This is a genomic window from uncultured Modestobacter sp., assembly GCF_947486615.1.
Lineage (GTDB): Bacteria > Actinomycetota > Actinomycetes > Mycobacteriales > Geodermatophilaceae > Modestobacter.
Window position 1 is genome coordinate 365757 of the sequence record NZ_CANKUD010000004.1, and the last position, 15593, is coordinate 381349.

Sequence of the window (15593 nt, forward strand, 5' to 3'; positions counted from 1 at the left end):
AGGGTCGTTTGGTCGCGCGTAAGGCTGAAGATGCCAGCTTGATGCACACGTTCGGCTAGATCGCAGGCAGGAGAGTTCGAAGGACTAGGGACTCTCCTCGCTTCCTGCAGCAGTGGGGTGGTCGAACAGCTTGAGCTTGCTCATGCCGAGGTCCTGGCCAACGGCACTCCGGTACCGGTGCACGGCCTCCTGCGGTAGCTCGGCGCGGGCAGCGGCGGGTCGGCTACTGAGAACGCCGTAGTCAGAGCCTGCGTCTGCACGACGACGGGACCCCTGCCTGGACGAAACGCTGCTCGGGACAACCACCACGACCACTGGGGTGTACCGACATGGCAGGTCTGCTCGATCGTCTCGGCCGCTTCTCCTTCCGTCGACGGTGGTCGGTCGCTGTGCTCTGGCTGCTCGTCCTCGCTGGGGCGGTGACGGCCGCCTTCACCTCCGAGGGCCCGGTGAACACCCGGGCGACCATCCCGGGCATCGAGTCGCAGGACGCCTTCGACCTCCTCGCGGAGCGCTTCCCGGACACCCCCTCGGACAGCGCATCGGCGACCCTCGTCTTCGTCGCCCCGGACGGCGGGTCGCTGGAGGCCCCGGAGAACCAGGCGGCCGTCGAGGCCGCGCTGGCCACCGCCGCCGACAGCCCCCAGGTGATGCGGGTGGTGCCGCCCGCGGCGGGCGCGAGCATCAGCGCCGACGGCACGACCGGCTTCGCGTCGGTGAGCTACGACGTGCCGTCGGCGGAGGTGACCGACGAGTCGCGCGCCCTGCTCGAGGACGCAGTGGAGCAGGCGCGGAACGACGGGCTGACCGCGGAGATGCGCGGCTCGGCGCTCAACAGCCCCACCGCCATGAGCGCCACCGAGCTGCTCGGCGTCGCGGTCGCGGCCGTCGTCCTGCTGATGACCTTCGGGTCGCTGGTCGCCGCGGGCCTGCCGCTGCTCACCGCGATCATCGGGGTCGCCATCTCGTTCCTCGGCGTCTGGGCCGTGGCCGGCCCGTTCGGCATGGCGATCACCAGCGGGATGCTCGCGCTCATGCTCGGGCTCGCCGTCGGCATCGACTACGCGATGTTCGTCGTCTCCCGGTACCAGGAGGAACGGCTCACCCACGACGACGCCGAGACGGCCGCCGGTCGTGCCGTCGGTACCGCCGGTTCCGCGGTCGTCTTCGCCGGGACGACCGTGGTGATCGCGCTCGCCGGGCTGGCCGTGGTCGGCATCCCGTCGCTGATGAAGATGGGGCTGGCCGCCGCCGGCGCCGTCGTCGTCGCCGTCCTGGTGGCGCTGACCCTCGTTCCGGCGCTGCTGGGCATGGCCCCGAACCGGGTCCGGTCCCGGGCGCAGCGGCGCGGCGGGCGCACCACGCCCCGCGTCCCGGTGGCCCTGACCTGGATGCGGCTGGTGCGGCGCCGTCCGCTGCTGGTCACGGTGGCCGGTGTCGCGGTGCTCGCTGCCGTCGCCGTCCCGGCGCTGTCGTTGCAGCTGGGCACCCCCGGTGACGCCTCACTGCCGACCACGGCCACCGAGCGCCGGGCCTACGACCTGCGGGCCGAGGCGTTCGGCCCCGGCTCCAACGGTCCGCTGACCGTGGTGGTCGACGCCCGCGGTGCGAGCGACCCGCAGACCGCGGTGGCGGCCGTCGCGGACGACCTCGCAGCGACCGACGGCGTGGCCTCGGTGTCGCCCCCCACGTTCAACGAGCAGGGCGACACGGCGATCCTCACCGCCGTCCCCACCACCGGGCCGACCGACGAGCGCACCGAGGCGCTGGTGGAGTCGCTGCGCGACGCGCGCCCGGCCGTGGAACGCGACCAGGGCGTGAGCTACGAGATCACCGGGACGACGGCGCTCGACATCGACATGGCGCAGAAGACCCAGTCGGCCCTGGTGCCCTACGTCGCGCTCGTCGTCGGCCTCGCGGTGCTGCTCCTGCTGGTGGTCTTCCGCTCGATCTGGGTGCCGATCAAGGCCGCGGTCGGCTTCCTGCTCTCGCTGTTCGCCTCGATCGGGGTGATCGTCGCGGTCTTCCAGTGGGGCTGGGCAGGTGATCTGCTCGGTGTCGAGCAGACTGGCCCGGTCATGAGCCTGATGCCGATTCTGCTGGTGGGGATCGTGTTCGGGCTGGCCATGGACTACGAGGTGTTCCTGGTGTCGCGGATGCGGGAGGCGCACGTGCACGGTGTGCCGGCCCGCCAGGCGGTCTCGACCGGCTTCGCTCAGAGCTCCAAGGTCGTGGTCGCCGCCGCGGTAATCATGATCGCGGTGTTCGGCGGGTTCGCCGCGGCGTCGGAACCGCTGATCAAGATGGTCGGTCTCGGGCTCGCCGCCGCGGTCTTCTTCGACGCCTTCCTCGTCCGCCTGACACTGGTGCCCGCCGTCCTGCAGCTGCTCGGTGAGCGGGCGTGGTGGCTGCCGCGCTGGCTCGACCGGCTGCTGCCGAACGTCGACGTGGAGGGTGCGTCGCTGGCCCCCGCACCGGCTCGGACGCCGGACCTGGCGCTGAGCGGCCGCTGATGAGCACCGGCCGGATCGGCGTGCGGGACGCGGTGGCCGCGCTCGTCGCGTTCCTCTTCGCCGCCCTCGGTGCCAGCATCGGCACCCAGGGGATCGTCGGTCCGGCCGTGCTCGTCCCCGGCGTGCTGCTCAGCCTGGTCGCCAGCGCCGCGCTGTTCACCGCATCCCGGTGGCCGCGCGCCGCGACGGCCGTGGCGATCTGCTGCGAGACCGCCGCGTGCGCGCTCGGCTACCTGCCGACGCCGCTGCTGCTCGCCCCGCTGATCGGCTGCCTGTACTGGCTCGCGGTCGTCGGGTCGGTGCGGGCGGTCGCCTGGTGGACCGGGGCCGCGGTGGCCGCGGTGATCCTCGGCGGCCTGATCGACACCCCCACCGGCGGCTCGCTGGTGCTGCGCACCGTCGGCGTCGCGCTGTGGCTGCTGCCGGCGGTGTTCGCCGGCCGGACGACGCAGGCCCACCGGTCCTACCTGGACGTCGTCCGGGCCCGGGCCGAGGACGCCGAGCGCAGCCGGGACGACGAGGTGCGGCACCGGGTGGGGGAGGAGCGGCTGCGCATCGCCCGCGAGCTGCACGACGTCGTCGCCCACCACCTCACCGTGGCCCACGCGCAGGCCGGCACCGCAGAACACCTGCTGGACCGGCGTCCCGAGCAGGCCCGGGAGCTGGTGGCCGGGCTCAGCGCCTCGACTGCGGCGGCGCTGCAGGAGCTCAAGGCGACGGTGGCGGTGCTGCGCACCTCCGACGACGAGGTCCCGATGGAGACCGTGCCGGCACCGGGGCTCGACCAGCTCGACGAGCTGGTCGAGCCCTGCCGGGCCGCCGGGATCGAAGTCACGGTGCTCCGCGAGGGGGCGCTGGACTGCCTGCCCCGGCTGGTCGACGTCACCGCCTATCGGGTCGTCCAGGAGGCGCTGACCAACGTCACCAAGCACGCGGTCGCGCCGTCGGTGACGATCACCGTGGAACGCACCGGGGACACCTTCTGCGTGGAGGTGGTCAACACCGGCTCCCGGCCGGGGCCGGTCGGAGCCGGGTACGGCCTGGTCGGGATGCGCGAGCGCGCGCTGGCGCTGGGCGGCACGGTGGTCGCCGGCCCGGTCGGGCCCGACCGCTACGCCGTCACGCTCGCCGTGCCGCTGACACCCTGGGAGGAAGCCCGATGATCCGGGTGCTGCTGGCCGACGACCAGGCGCTGCTGCGCTCGACGTTCCGCATGCTGATCGACTCCGAGGACGACCTGACGGTCGTCGCCGAGGCCGCCAATGGCGAAGAAGCGGTCGAGCTCGCCCGTCAGCACCGTCCGGACCTGGTGCTCATGGACATCCGGATGCCCGTCCTGGACGGGCTGGCCGCCACCCGGCAGATCTGCTCGGACGCCGACCTGGCGGGCACGCGGGTCCTGATCCTGACCACCTTCGAGTCCGACGAGCACGTGGCGCACGCTCTCCGCGCCGGGGCGAGCGGCTTCCTGGGCAAGGACGTCACCCCCGCCGAGCTGCTCGCCGGGATCCGGACGGTCGTGGACGGCGAGGCACTGCTCTCACCGGTCGCCACCCGGGTGCTGGTGAACCGCTTCCTGGCCAGCCCGGACGGCATCGGCGACCTGCCGCGCGGACTGCTCCCGAGGCTGACCGACCGGGAGCGGGAGATCACCGGGCTGGCCGCGCACGGCCTGTCGAACCAGGAGATCGCCGACCGGCTGGTGGTGAGTCCGCTGACCGTGCGCACGCACGTGCACCGGGCGATGACGAAGCTGGGCGCCCGTGACCGGGCCCAGCTGGTCGTCATCGCCTACCAGGAGGGGCTGGTCCGGGCGCCCTGACCGGCTACCGCCCGACCAGCACCGGCACCTGGGTCAGGACTGGTCGGCCGGTCGGTCTCCGGTTGCCGAGAACCGCACGGTGCGGGTGGCCGGGTCGGCCGTCACGAGGCGGACCTTCACCCGTTCGCCCGGGGTCAGTCGGCCGTCGCAGCGGGCCTGCACGGCCAGGTCGCTGAGCACCACGGTGGACCGCTTGTCGTCCGCGTCGAGGACGACGGCGTCGAACACCTCACCGACCCGGCCGGCCAGCACGGTGGCCTCGACCAGGTCGATGACGGCGCGCTCGACCTCGCGGGTGCGCCGGTCGGAGGCGGCCATCAGCCCGGGCAGCTCCGGCAGTGCGGCGCGCAGCTCGGCGGAGGGCTGCTCGCCGGCGGCCAGCGCCAGACAGACCTCGGTGCCGAACCGGTCGACCAGCCGGCGCAGCGGCGCGGTCACGTGCGCGTACGGCGCGCCGACCCCGCCGTGTCCGGGCTGGGCGGGCGGCGGGCCGTCGAACGCTGTGTAGGCGGCGCCGCGCAGCAGTGAGGCGGCGGCGTCGAGAAAGGCCGCGTGCCGGGGCCGGGACGGGTCGAGGCCGGCGATGACGTCGCCGGGACCGGCGCCGTCCGGCCAGTCGACGCCGAGCCCGGGGGCGAGCCGGCGGAGTGTGTCGACCGCACCCGGGTCGGCCGGCGGCAGCGTGCGCAGCACCCCGACCCCGCCGTCCAGCATCAGCTGGGCCGCGCACCGTCCGGTGAGCAGCGAGATCTGCGCGTTCCACCCCTCGACGTCGGACTGGCCGCGGAAGGCGATCGTCCAGCCGCCGTCGGGTCCGGGCTCCACCTCCTGGGACGGCGTGCCCAGCTCGATCGCACCCCGGTCGCGGGCACGGGCCTGCAGCAGCCGGCCGATCTCGGGCAGCAGCTCCAGCTCCGCGGGCACGTCAGCGCCCACCGACTCGTAGTCCAGCTGCGCCCGGCTGCGCACCCGGGCGCGGCGCAGGTCGACGGCGGTGACCTCACCGTCGGCGTCCAGGTCGATGGTCCACAGCGCCGCCGGGCGGAGCTGGCCGGGCAGCAGGCTGGCCGCGCCCTCGGACAGCTGCGGCGGGTGCAGCGGCGTCCGGCCGTCGGGGGAGTAGACGGTCTGGCCGCGGCGCCGGGCCTCGGCGTCGATGGCGCTGCCGAGCGGCACGAAGGCGCCGACGTCGGCGATCGCGTAGGACACTCGGTAGCCGCCCGCGGTGCGGGCCAGGTGCACGGCCTGGTCGAGGTCGCGGGCACCGGGCGGGTCGATGGTGACCAGCGGCAGGTCGGTGGCGTCGTGCTCGGGCAGCGGTGGGTCGGCGGCGACCCGGTCGGCCTCGGCCAGCACGTCGGCCGGGAACTCGTCGGGCACCCCGGCCTCGGCCCGGATCGCGGCGAAGTCGATCGGTCCGGTCACCCTCAGCACGCGAGCCACGCCGCCACCCTGGCACAGGATGCGGTCCGATCCGGCCTGATGACAGAGACCCATCTCGTGCCTGGCGCGGTGCACGGTGCCGGGCTGAGATGGCGGGCCGGGCATCGCCTTGCGAAGGGGTGTGCGGGCCGGCGATGAGGTTCGTGGTCTCGGCGGCCGGGCCCTCGGTGACCTGCGGGCTGCCCGGGCCGTCGCTGCGGCTCCACCTGCCTCGAACACCAGCGTCTGGGCGGCGCGGAGTCGACCGGGTCGGCGCGTGGTCTGTCAAGGCCTCCGGCGGATTTGTGGACAGGCCTTTGACCTGCGGATTCACCTGGCGTCAGCCCACGCGCGCCGATAGACTTCGTACACACGTTCGAACCGGTGGGAAGGTGTTCGGTGAGCGAGTTGATGTCGGCGCTGGACGCTTTCGCCACCGACGACCTGCACGGGTTGACCGATGGTGAGGTGCTGGACCGGACGGCGTCGCTGGTGGCGGCGCGGAACCGGCTGGACGCGGAGCTGACCCGCACGGCGCGGCACGCGGCGGTGACCCAGGCCGCGGAGCACGACGGCTTGAAGTCGATGCGGTCGTGGTTCATCGGGCATGCCCGCCTGTCGGCGGGGGAGGCCGATCGGATCGGGCGATCCGGGCGGGCGCTGGCGCACTTCCCAGCGTTGGCCGCCGGGTTCGCGGCAGGAGACGTGACCGCGGCGCAGTTCGACGTGGTCGCCGGCAAGGTCGGCGACCAGGAGCGGGCGCAGGCCGAGGAGCAGGGCATCGACCTGGGGGCCTTCGACGCCGCGTGGGCGACCGTTGCGCAGGAGGCACCGCACGCGTCGCTCGCGCTGGCGGTACAGCAGTTCGACGACGCCCTGGACCCTGACGGGCCGGAACCGGACCCGACCGAGGGTCGGCGGTTGACCATCGTCAAGCACGCCGACGGCAGCGTCACGGGCCGCTTCGAGCTTGATGCCGTTGGTGGGGAGAAGGTGCAGTCCGCGATCGAGTCCCACGTGCAGGCCGACCGGCCCAAGGGCGACACCCGCACCCGGTCCCAGCAGAACGCCGATGCCCTCGTGCAGGTGTGTGACAACCAGCTGGCGTCAGGCCAGCTGCCGACGTTGCGGACGGTGAAGCCGCACGTGGTGCTGCAGCTGGACCTGGAGGACGCGGTCGACCCGGCCACCGGCCCCGGCGCTGCGCGGACCGGGTTCGGTGCCAGCATCTCCGCCGCGCGGGCCCGCTGGCTGGCCTGTGACGCCGACATCTCCCGGATCGTCATGGGTCCCGACGGCGAACCGCTGGACCTGGGCCGCAGACACCGGGTGGTCACTCCCGGGCTGCGTCGGGCGGTGGTGGCGCGGGACAAGACCTGCGTGTTCGCCGGATGCGGTGCGCCGCACTGGTGGGCCGACGTCCACCACCTCGTGCACTGGCTGCACGGCGGTGAGACCAACCTGCAGAACTCCGCACTCCTGTGCGAACGCCACCACACCAAGGTCCACCACGGGTTCTCGGTCGAACGAGATCCCGGTGGTCGATGGCGGACCTGGCGCCCCGACGGCACCGAGATCCTCATCGGGCCCCTGCTGCACTGAGGTCCGCCCGGGCCCCCACTGCACTGAGGTCCCGCTGCACTGATGTCCTGCTCGAGCCCCGCTGCACTGACGTCCTGCTTGCCACCGGCATCCGGCCGCGGTTCCTCCGCGGCCGGATACCGGCGTGCGCCAGGTGCCGCCCGACCGGCGGGACCACGCGTCGTTCGTGTCACCCGCCGGGGGTTGCGGCCGGCCTCGGACCACGGCAACGTCACCCCCGGCGCGTTCCGTGATCTTGCTGCGGGGCGCAGGGAAACCACGCACCACGTCTTGTCGTCGACGCCCCGGAAGCGACCTATGACCGGCTACGTGCTCCGCCACTCCGTCCTCTCGCTCACCCTGCTCGCGGCGCTGCTCGCCGCGGGAGGTGGCGCGCTCGTGCTCCTCGGTGCCCCGCTGTGGGTGCCGGTCGTGCTGGCGGTCGTGGTCGTCAGCGCGCAGTACGCGGTCGCCCCGTACCTGATCCAGTGGCTCATCCCGGCCCGCCGGATCGCCTGGACCGGCGACCGCTACGACACCGACCACGAGGTCGGGGCGATCGTCGCCCGGCGCTGCGCGGAGGCCGGCGTCCGTCCGGTGCGGCTGGGCATCGTCGAGGACGGGACGCCGAACGCCTTCACCTTCGGCCACACCCGGGGCAACGCCCGCATCTACGTGACCAGCGGGCTGCTGGAACGCCTCGACGAACGCGAGCTGGACGCCGTCGTCAGCCACGAGGTGGGGCACGTCAAGCAGAACGACGTCCTGGCCATGGCGATCGCCAGCACCGTGCCGATCCTGCTGTACTACGTCTTCCTCTCGTTGCGCGGCAACGGCAACGCGAACACCGCCATCCCCGCGGTGGTCAGCTTCGTCGGCTACCTGCTCTCCCAGCTGGTCGTGCTCTCCCTCGGTCGCGCCCGCGAGCTCGGCGCCGACCACTACAGCTGCTCGGTCACCGGCGACGGTGACGCGCTCTGCTCAGCCCTGGTCACCATCGGCTACGGCATGGGCCAGGTGGACGCCCAGCTGGCCGCCGCCGTGCAGGAGGCCAAGGAGAGCAAGGACAAGGACCAGCAGAAGGTGCTCGCCAAGGTGGAGGGGCGGCACCAGCGGATGAAGGCGGCCGGCGTCCTCGGCATCGCCGACCAGGCGCAGGGCGCCACCGTCCTGGCCGCCCGGGAGCGCGGCCTCGACCCGCGGGAGGTGATCGGCGCGCTGCGCTGGGACACCTGCAACCCGTGGGCGCGCTGGACCCAGCTGTTCAGCACCCACCCGCTGATCGTGCGGCGCATCGGTGCCCTGGAGGACAGCGGCCTGCCCGGTGCCCCGACGCGGTGGAGCGCCCACGAGGTGGCGCGCTCCTGCGTGGGGCCGGAGGTCACCCGGGCCCGGCGCCGGTTCTGGCTGGAGCTCCCGGTGCGGTACCTGCCGCTCATCGCGGTGCTGGTCGGCGCCGTCGCCTGGGGTTCGGACAACTGGCTGCTGCTCGCCCAGGCGGCAACCGTCGGCGGCGTCGCGCTCTTCGTGCGCACCGCGTTCAGCCGGCCGCTCGCACCCAGCCGCCCCGTCTCCCGGGTGACCGAGCTGCTCACCCGGCTCGACGCCAGCCCGGTCACCGGCCTGCCCGTCGAGATCCGCGGCCGGATCGTCGGGCGCGGCACCCCCGGCTACGTGCTGAGCTCGGACCTCGTCGTCCAGGACGAGTCCGGCTTCGTGCCGGTGCTCTACCTGCAGCCCTGGCCGTTCGCCCGCAGCCTCTTCGGGCTGCTCCGGGCACCCGACCTGATCGACACCGACGTCGTCGTGCGCGGCTGGTACCGGCGCAGCCCCGCGCCCGTGCTGGAGCTGCGGGAGATGGTGCCGGCGGAGGGCAGCCGGGTGCGGGGGTTCCAGTGGATCGTCGCCTACGCCCTCGGGCTGGTGATCGCGGCCGTCGGTGGCGGCGCGTGGATGTTCCTGGCGCTCGGCGCCTGAACCAGGGGCGGGCACGGGCCGCCCCGATCGGCGCCTCGGTGTCGACGTGCGGTGGCGCGGACGGCGTCCGGCACAGCTGCAGCACGTCGGCCGTGGGTCACGGCCGACCGGTGGCAGGGCCGAACTCGGCGGTGTTCCAGGGGGCGTCGGCCCAGGGGCGGCGGCTGTGTGCCAGGCGCAGCTGCCCGGGCCGGGCGTCGATGGTCTCGGCGAACACCGTGCCGAACACCCGGCCGTCCTGCTCCCGCCGGACCACGAGGGCCGCCGGGTCGTCGGCGGGCGTCTGCCCCTGGAGCTGGGCCCGCCAGCCCGCCGGGAACTCCGCGGTCGCGAAGGTCGCCAGCCAGCGGTCGGCCTTGCGGTCCTCGGCACCGCCGGAGGTCAGCAGGTGCGTGCCCTCGGCGTGCTCGGTCACGGTGAGCCGGTCGCCGTCGAACCCCCAGGTGGTCAGCCGGTCCGGGGCGGCCAGCACGAGCAGGAAGCCGGCCATCCCGGCGAGCCGGACGTGCGCCGTCCACTCGGGCCCGTGGACGGCGCCGAGCAGCGGCAGCACCCCGCGGCTCGGTGCTCCCGGCGCGGCTGGGCGGTCGTGGTGCCGGTTCAGCACGAGGGCGGTCACCCCGGTGGTGACGGAGGTGGCGCACCAGGTGCCCCCGGCGACGCGGTCCCGCCCACCGACGAGGTCCGGGAACTCCTGCCACCACCGATCGGGGTCGTCGAAGTCCCGCGAGGTCAGCTCGTCGCGGACCGCGAGGAGCTCCACCGGTCGGCCGGCGGACCGGCGCACCACCACCGTGCACATGCGGGCATCCTGTCGCGCCGGTGGAGCTGGACCGGCCGGCGGGGTTCGGCAGCGGCCGGGACGGGCCGCTGATGCCACACCGCCGGCGCCGGTCAGCAGATGGTCGAGGAAGCCAGCCCGCGCGATCGCCGAGCTCACCTCCACGTCGACCAGCGGTTCCGGCGCGGGCACCGCCGTCCCGGGTAGGCCGGACGGGAACGCGCGACGCCCCGGCCCGCGCGAGGCGGACCGGGGCGTCGGCGAGGTGACTTACCGCAGGTCGTAGCGGTCCAGCTCCATGACCTTCACCCAGGCGGCGGCGAAGTCCTTCGCGAACTTCTCCTGCATGTCGTCGCCCGAGTAGACCTCGACGATGCCGCGGAGGATCGAGTTGGAGTTGAGCACCAGGTCGACCGCGGTGGCCGTGCGGACGACGTTCCCGTCGGCGTCCAGGCCCTCGTAGACGTCCTCGTCGGACACCGAGGTGCGCCACTGGATGCCCAGGTCCAGCAGGTTGCGGAAGAAGTCCTGGGACAGGACGCCGGGCCGGTCGGTGAACACACCGTGCTGCACGCCGCCGGTGTTGGCCCCGAGCACCCGCAGGCCACCGAGGAGCACCACCATCTCCCGCGCGGTCAGCTCGAGCATGTAGGCGCGGTCGATCAGCAGCGTCTCCGGCTCCAGCTTGCTGCCCGGCTGCAGGTAGTTGCGGAAGCCGTCGGCCCGCGGCTCCAGCCAGCGGAAGTTCTCGACGTCCGTCTGCTCCTGGCTGGCGTCGGTGCGGCCGGGGGTGAACGGCACGGTGAGCTGCACGCCGGCGTCGGCCGCGGCCTTCTCCACCGCCGCGGTGCCACCGAGCACGATCAGGTCGGCCAGCGACACCCGCGTGCCGGTCTGCTGCTCGAAGTCGCTCTTCACCTGCTCCAGCACCGGCAGCACGTCGGCCACGCCCTGGTTGGCCGCCCAGCCGATCTGCGGCTCCAGGCGCAGCCGCGCGCCGTTGGCGCCACCGCGCTTGTCGGTGCCGCGGTAGGACGCCGCCGCCGACCAGGAGGTGTGCACCAGCTGCGACACGGTCAGCCCGGAGGCCAGCAGGCGCGCCTTCAGGTCGGCGACCTCCGCCTCGCCCACGAGCTCGTGGTCGACGGCCGGCACCGGGTCCTGCCAGATGAGCTCCTCGGCCGGCACGTCCGGGCCGACGTAGCGGCTCTTCGGCCCCATGTCGCGGTGCAGCAGCTTGAACCACGCCCGGGCGTAGGCGTCCGCGAAGTACTCCGGGTCGTTGTAGAACCGCTCGGAGATCTCCTTGAACCCGGGGTCGGCCATCAGCGCGAGGTCGGGGGTCGCCATCATCGGGGCGTTCTTCTTGCCCTCGATGTGCGCGTCCGGCACGAGCTCCTGCGCCTCGGGGTTCTTCGGCTTCCACTGCTTCGCGCCGGCCGGGCTCTCGGTGAGCTCCCACTCGTAGCTGAACAGCATCTCGAAGTAGGTGTTGTCCCACGTCGTCGGCGTCGGCGTCCACGCACCCTCGAGGCCGCTGGTGATGGTGTCGGCGCCCTTGCCGGTGCCGTACTGGCTGACCCAGCCGATGCCGTTGCCGTGCACCGGGCAGCCCTCGGGCTCCGGTCCGACCAGCTCGGGGTTGCCCGCGCCGTGGGTCTTGCCGAAGGTGTGGCCGCCGGCGATCAGCGCGACGGTCTCCTCGTCGTTCATGCCCATCCGGCTGAACGTGACGCGGATGTCGTGGGCGGACGCCAGCGGGTCCGGCTTGCCCTGCGGACCCTCCGGGTTGACGTAGATCAGGCCCATGGTGACGGCGGCGAGGTGGCCGTCGTCCAGGTCCAGCGGGGCGTCGTCGGCGTAGCGCTCGTCGCCGAGCCAGGTGTCCTCGGGGCCCCAGAAGACCTCACCGGGCTGCCAGTTGTCGGCGCGGCCGAAGGCGAAGCCGAAGGTCTTCAGGCCCATGTCGTCGTGCGCGACGTTGCCGGCGAGCACCAGCAGGTCGGCCCAGGAGAGCTTCCGGCCGTACTTCTGCTTCACCGGCAGCAGCAGTCGGCGGGCCTTGTCCAGGTTGGCGTTGTCCGGCCAGCTGTTCAGCGGGGCGAAGCGCTGCCCGCCCTCGCCACCACCGCCGCGGCCGTCGGCGATGCGGTAGGTGCCCGCGGCGTGCCAGGACATCCGGATGAACAGCGGGCCGTAGTGGCCCCAGTCGGCCGGCCACCAGTCCTGCGAGGTGCGCATGACCTCGACGACGTCGCGCTTGACCGCCTCGACGTCCAGCGTGGCCACCGCGGCCTTGTAGTCGAAGTCCGCGCCGAGCGGGTCGGAGTCCTTCGAGGTCTTGTTCAGCACCTGGACGTCGACCTGGTTGGGCCACCAGTCGCGGGTGGTGCGGGGGCGCCCGTTGGTGACCGGCTCCGGCGCCTTGATCGCCGGGTTCTCGCTCTCGCTGGTGCTCTCCGACTGGGCCTTGGCGACCTCGGTCTTGTCGTAGTCGGCCGTGCTGACCTGGGACTTGTCGTACTCGGTCACGGAGTGCCTCTCTCTGCGGGACGGTCGGTGGTGGACGGAACGGCCGGTGCGGTGGCGCAGGAGGAGCACCGGCCCCAGTAGATGACCTCGGCCTCGTCGACGACGAAGCCGGGCGGGGCGTCACCGGACGGCGTCAGGCACGGCGCCGCGCCGGTGGCGCAGTCGACGTCGCTGATGGCACCGCAGGACCGGCAGACCATGTGGTGGTGGTTGTCGCCGACCCGCGCCTCGTACCGGGCGACCGACCCCTGCGGCTGGATGCGCCGCACCAGGCCGGTGTCGGTGAGCACCCGCAGCACGTCGTAGACCGCCTGGTGGGAGACCGCGTCCAGCCGGGTGCGCGCGGCGGCGATGAGCGCGTCGGTGTCCAGGTGCGGGTGGGTGTGCACGGCGGCCAGCACCGCCAGGCGCGGCTGGGTGACCCGCAGGCCGACGGCCCGCAGATCACGTTCGAGATGTGCGCGGTCGGCCACGAGGAGGACCCTGTCCCACTTCTTGGAACAGGTCAAGAAACGCTGGGTGACATCCCGGTGCGGCACGTCGTCCGGCTGTGGCGGAGCAGGTCCAGGGCCGCGGCGGACGGCGTCCCCGGCTCGGCGGTGTAGAGCAGCAGGCGGTGGCCGGCGTCGTCGGGCGGGGTGAGCACCTCGAAGGCCACCTCCAGCTCGCCGACCTCCGGATGGCGCAGCTGCTTGGTGCCCGACACACAGTTCGCCACCGGGTGCCGGGCCCACAGCCGGGCGAACTCCGCGCTCTGAACGGTCAGCTCGCCGACCAGCCGGGTCAGCTCGTCGTCCTCGGGTGACCGGCCGGCCAGCACCCGCAGCGACGACACCGCCCGCTGCGCCTCCTCGTCCCGCCGGCGGTAGAGCTCACGGGTGTGCGCGTCGAGGAACAGCAGCCGGGTCATGTTGGGGCGCTCGGCCGGGCGGTGCGGGGCGGCGAACGGCAGGTGCCCGGCGACCAGGCGGTGGCCGAGGGCGTTCCAGCCGAGCACCTCGCTGCGCCGGCCCAGCACCACCGCGGGGGTGTCCGGCATCGACTCGATCAGCCGCAGCATGCCCGGGCGGATCACGTCCGGGCGTGACCGGGGACGGTGGCGGGTGGGGGTGCGGGCCAGGGTGTGCAGGTGCGCCCGCTCGTCGGGGGTCAGCTCCAGCGCCCGGGCCAGCGACTCGAGCACCGCCTCCGACGCGTTCGCGCTGAGGCCCTGCTCCAGCCGGGCGTAGTACGTGGCGCTCACCCCGGCCAGCATCGCCAGCTCCTCGCGCCGCAGCCCGGGCACCCGCCGGGCGCCGTAGCCGCGCAGGCCGACGTCCGCCGGCTGCAGCGCCGCCCGCCGCACGCGCAGGAACTCCCCGAGCTCGGTCATGCGCTCATCCTGCCGCCGGCGTCGAGGCCCAGCCTGTCCCTGCCGGTGACAGGCAGACGGGGGTGTGGTTGCCCGGCGGCCGCGGGCGCAGCGTCGCCGGGGTGACCACCCTCGCCGCACCCGTCCGGCAGCGCGCCGCTCTCGCCGTGCTGCTCACCGCGAGTTTCACCCTCGCCGTCGACTTCTCCATCCTCAACGTCGCCCTGCCCACCATCGGCGCGGACGTTGGCATCGGCCTCGCCGACCTGCAGTGGATCGCCACCGCCTTCGCGCTCTGCGCCGCCGGGCTCACCCTGCTCATGGGTCGGGTCGCCGACCTCGCCGGACGGCGGCGGATGTTCTCCCTCGGCATGGCCCTGCTCGGCGCCGGCTCCCTGCTCGGTGGCCTGGCGACGACGCCGGCGGTGCTGCTCACCGCCCGGGTCGCCCAGGGCGTGGCGACGGCGATCGTCGTCCCGGCGGCGCTGGCCCTGCTGCTCGGCACGTTCCCCGAGGGGCCGGCGCGGGACCGGGCGCTCGGCCTGAACGGCGCGCTGATGGCCGCCGGGTTCACCACCGGCGCCGTCCTCGGTGGGCTGCTGACCGACCTGCTCAGCTGGCGGTGGGCCTTCTTCCTCAACGTGCCGGTCGCCGTGGTCGTGCTGGTCGTCGCCCCGCGGGTGCTCACCGAGCGCCGCCCCGAGCAGCGCACCCGGCTCGACGTGCCGGGTGCGGTGACCGTGACGCTCGGGCTGCTGGCGCTCGTCTTCGGCCTGACCCGCGCCGCCTCGCACGGCTGGACCGACGCGCTGACGCTGCTCTCCTTCGCCGCCGCTCTGGTGCTGCTGGTCGCGTTCGTCTCGGTCGAGCGGCGGACGGCCTTCCCGCTCGTGCCGCTGGGCGTGCTGCGCCGGCGCAGCGTCGCGGTCGGCAACGTCGCCGGGGCGCTGGCGTTCGTCACCGAGACGTCGCTGGTCTTCCTGCTGACCCTGTACCTGCAGGAGGTGCTCGGCTACAGCCCGCTCGCCGCCGGGCTCTCGTTCGCCGTGCTCGGGCTGGGCACCGTCGCCGGTGGGCTGCTCGGGCCGCGGGTGATCGGGCGGTTCGGCAACCGGACGGCGATCGTCGGCGGGTTCGTCGTCCAGGCCGTCGCGACGCTGTCGCTGGTGCTGGTCTCCGACGCCGCGGCGTCGATCTGGCTGGTGCTCGCCGCCACCTTCGTCGGCGGGGTGGCGAACCTCGTCGTCATCGTCGGGTTCATGGTCACCGCGACGTCCGGGCTGCCCGAGAGCGAGCAGGGCCTGGCCACCGGGCTGACCACGATGAGCCAGCAGATCGGCATCACTCTCGGGACGCCGGTGATGAGCGCCGTCGTGACCGCGGTGGTGCTGGGTGGCTCCGGGGTGCTCGACGGGGTGACGACGGCGATCTGGGTCAACGGCGCGCTGTGCCTGGTGGGCGCGGGGATCACGGCGGTGTTCCTCGCCGGTCGCTGGGCACCCCGCCGGGACTTCGCCCCTGGGGGGCCCGTCGGCAGCGGGAGTTGAGCCGGGCCGCCTGCCGGGTGAGGTGGTCGCGCTCGGCAGTGGTGGGTGCCTTGGCGGCGGCCTCGGC

General features: G+C 73.6%; 11 protein-coding genes. 6 read left to right on the forward strand and 5 right to left on the reverse strand.

Annotation, left to right across the window (positions count from 1 at the left end; translation table 11 throughout):
* The first annotated feature begins 329 nt into the window (after positions 1 to 329).
* Genes Q1A09_RS10470 through Q1A09_RS10480 form a run of 3 tightly spaced genes read left to right on the forward strand, consistent with a single transcriptional unit; the run spans position 330 to position 4335 of the window.
* Positions 330 to 2513: an MMPL family transporter gene (locus tag Q1A09_RS10470; RefSeq protein WP_299954403.1), complete on the forward strand. Its 2184-nt coding sequence runs from the start codon at positions 330 to 332 to the stop codon at positions 2511 to 2513.
* Positions 2513 to 3676 carry a sensor histidine kinase gene (locus Q1A09_RS10475; protein ID WP_299954406.1) on the forward strand — a complete coding sequence of 388 codons (1164 nt, stop codon included), beginning with the start codon at positions 2513 to 2515 and terminating at the stop codon, positions 3674 to 3676. The genes Q1A09_RS10470 and Q1A09_RS10475 overlap by 1 nt, the downstream gene beginning before the upstream one ends.
* Positions 3673 to 4335: a response regulator transcription factor gene (locus Q1A09_RS10480; protein WP_299954409.1), complete on the forward strand. Its 663-nt coding sequence runs from the start codon at positions 3673 to 3675 to the stop codon at positions 4333 to 4335. Before Q1A09_RS10475 ends, Q1A09_RS10480 begins: the two co-directional genes overlap by 4 nt.
* 33 nt (positions 4336 to 4368) lie before the next feature.
* Here the strand turns inward: Q1A09_RS10480 and Q1A09_RS10485 are convergent, their stop codons facing one another.
* Positions 4369 to 5760: an RNB domain-containing ribonuclease gene (locus Q1A09_RS10485; protein WP_299954411.1), complete on the reverse strand. Its 1392-nt coding sequence runs from the start codon at positions 5758 to 5760 to the stop codon at positions 4369 to 4371.
* Positions 5761 to 6156: 396 nt separating this feature from the next.
* Here Q1A09_RS10485 and Q1A09_RS10490 point away from each other — a divergent pair, with 396 nt between their 5' ends.
* Positions 6157 to 7359: an HNH endonuclease signature motif containing protein gene (locus Q1A09_RS10490; protein ID WP_299954413.1), complete on the forward strand. Its 1203-nt coding sequence runs from the start codon at positions 6157 to 6159 to the stop codon at positions 7357 to 7359.
* 297 nt (positions 7360 to 7656) lie between these two features.
* Complete coding sequence (locus Q1A09_RS10495) at positions 7657 to 9315, forward strand: M48 family metalloprotease (protein WP_299954415.1); 1659 nt, start codon at positions 7657 to 7659, stop codon at positions 9313 to 9315.
* A 97-nt stretch (positions 9316 to 9412) separates the two neighbouring features.
* On the opposite strand, the gene Q1A09_RS10500 is transcribed toward Q1A09_RS10495, so the two are convergent.
* The 4 genes from Q1A09_RS10500 to Q1A09_RS10515 form a co-directional block, all read right to left on the reverse strand.
* Positions 9413 to 10117 (reverse strand): NRDE family protein, encoded by a 705-nt coding sequence (locus Q1A09_RS10500; protein WP_299954417.1) that lies wholly within the window; start codon positions 10115 to 10117, stop codon positions 9413 to 9415.
* A gap of 249 nt (positions 10118 to 10366) precedes the next feature.
* Positions 10367 to 12628 carry a catalase/peroxidase HPI gene (gene katG / locus Q1A09_RS10505; RefSeq protein WP_299954420.1) on the reverse strand — a complete coding sequence of 754 codons (2262 nt, stop codon included), beginning with the start codon at positions 12626 to 12628 and terminating at the stop codon, positions 10367 to 10369.
* A complete protein-coding gene (locus Q1A09_RS10510; RefSeq protein ID WP_299954422.1) occupies positions 12625 to 13101 on the reverse strand; it encodes a Fur family transcriptional regulator in 477 nt (158 codons plus the stop codon). Before Q1A09_RS10510 ends, katG begins: the two co-directional genes overlap by 4 nt.
* A 32-nt stretch (positions 13102 to 13133) precedes the next feature.
* Entirely contained in the window at positions 13134 to 14000 is an 867-nt protein-coding gene (locus tag Q1A09_RS10515) for a helix-turn-helix domain-containing protein (protein WP_299954425.1), read from the reverse strand.
* A 101-nt stretch (positions 14001 to 14101) separates the two neighbouring features.
* Here Q1A09_RS10515 and Q1A09_RS10520 point away from each other — a divergent pair, with 101 nt between their 5' ends.
* Positions 14102 to 15526, forward strand: coding sequence for an MFS transporter (locus Q1A09_RS10520; protein WP_299954429.1), 1425 nt, complete (start codon positions 14102 to 14104; stop codon positions 15524 to 15526).
* Positions 15527 to 15593 lie beyond the last annotated feature (67 nt).

Excerpts from the sequence above, each read along its gene's own strand:
- Q1A09_RS10480 (WP_299954409.1), top strand. The coding sequence starts at position 3,673 with ATGATCCGGGTGCTGCTGGCCGACGACCAGGCGCTGCTGCGCTCGACG.
- Q1A09_RS10500 (WP_299954417.1), bottom strand. The coding sequence starts at position 10,117 with ATGTGCACGGTGGTGGTGCGCCGGTCCGCCGGCCGACCGGTGGAGCTC.
- Q1A09_RS10475 (WP_299954406.1), top strand. The coding sequence starts at position 2,513 with ATGAGCACCGGCCGGATCGGCGTGCGGGACGCGGTGGCCGCGCTCGTC.
- Q1A09_RS10515 (WP_299954425.1), bottom strand. The coding sequence starts at position 14,000 with ATGACCGAGCTCGGGGAGTTCCTGCGCGTGCGGCGGGCGGCGCTGCAG.
- Q1A09_RS10495 (WP_299954415.1), top strand. The coding sequence starts at position 7,657 with ATGACCGGCTACGTGCTCCGCCACTCCGTCCTCTCGCTCACCCTGCTC.
- Q1A09_RS10470 (WP_299954403.1), top strand. The coding sequence starts at position 330 with ATGGCAGGTCTGCTCGATCGTCTCGGCCGCTTCTCCTTCCGTCGACGG.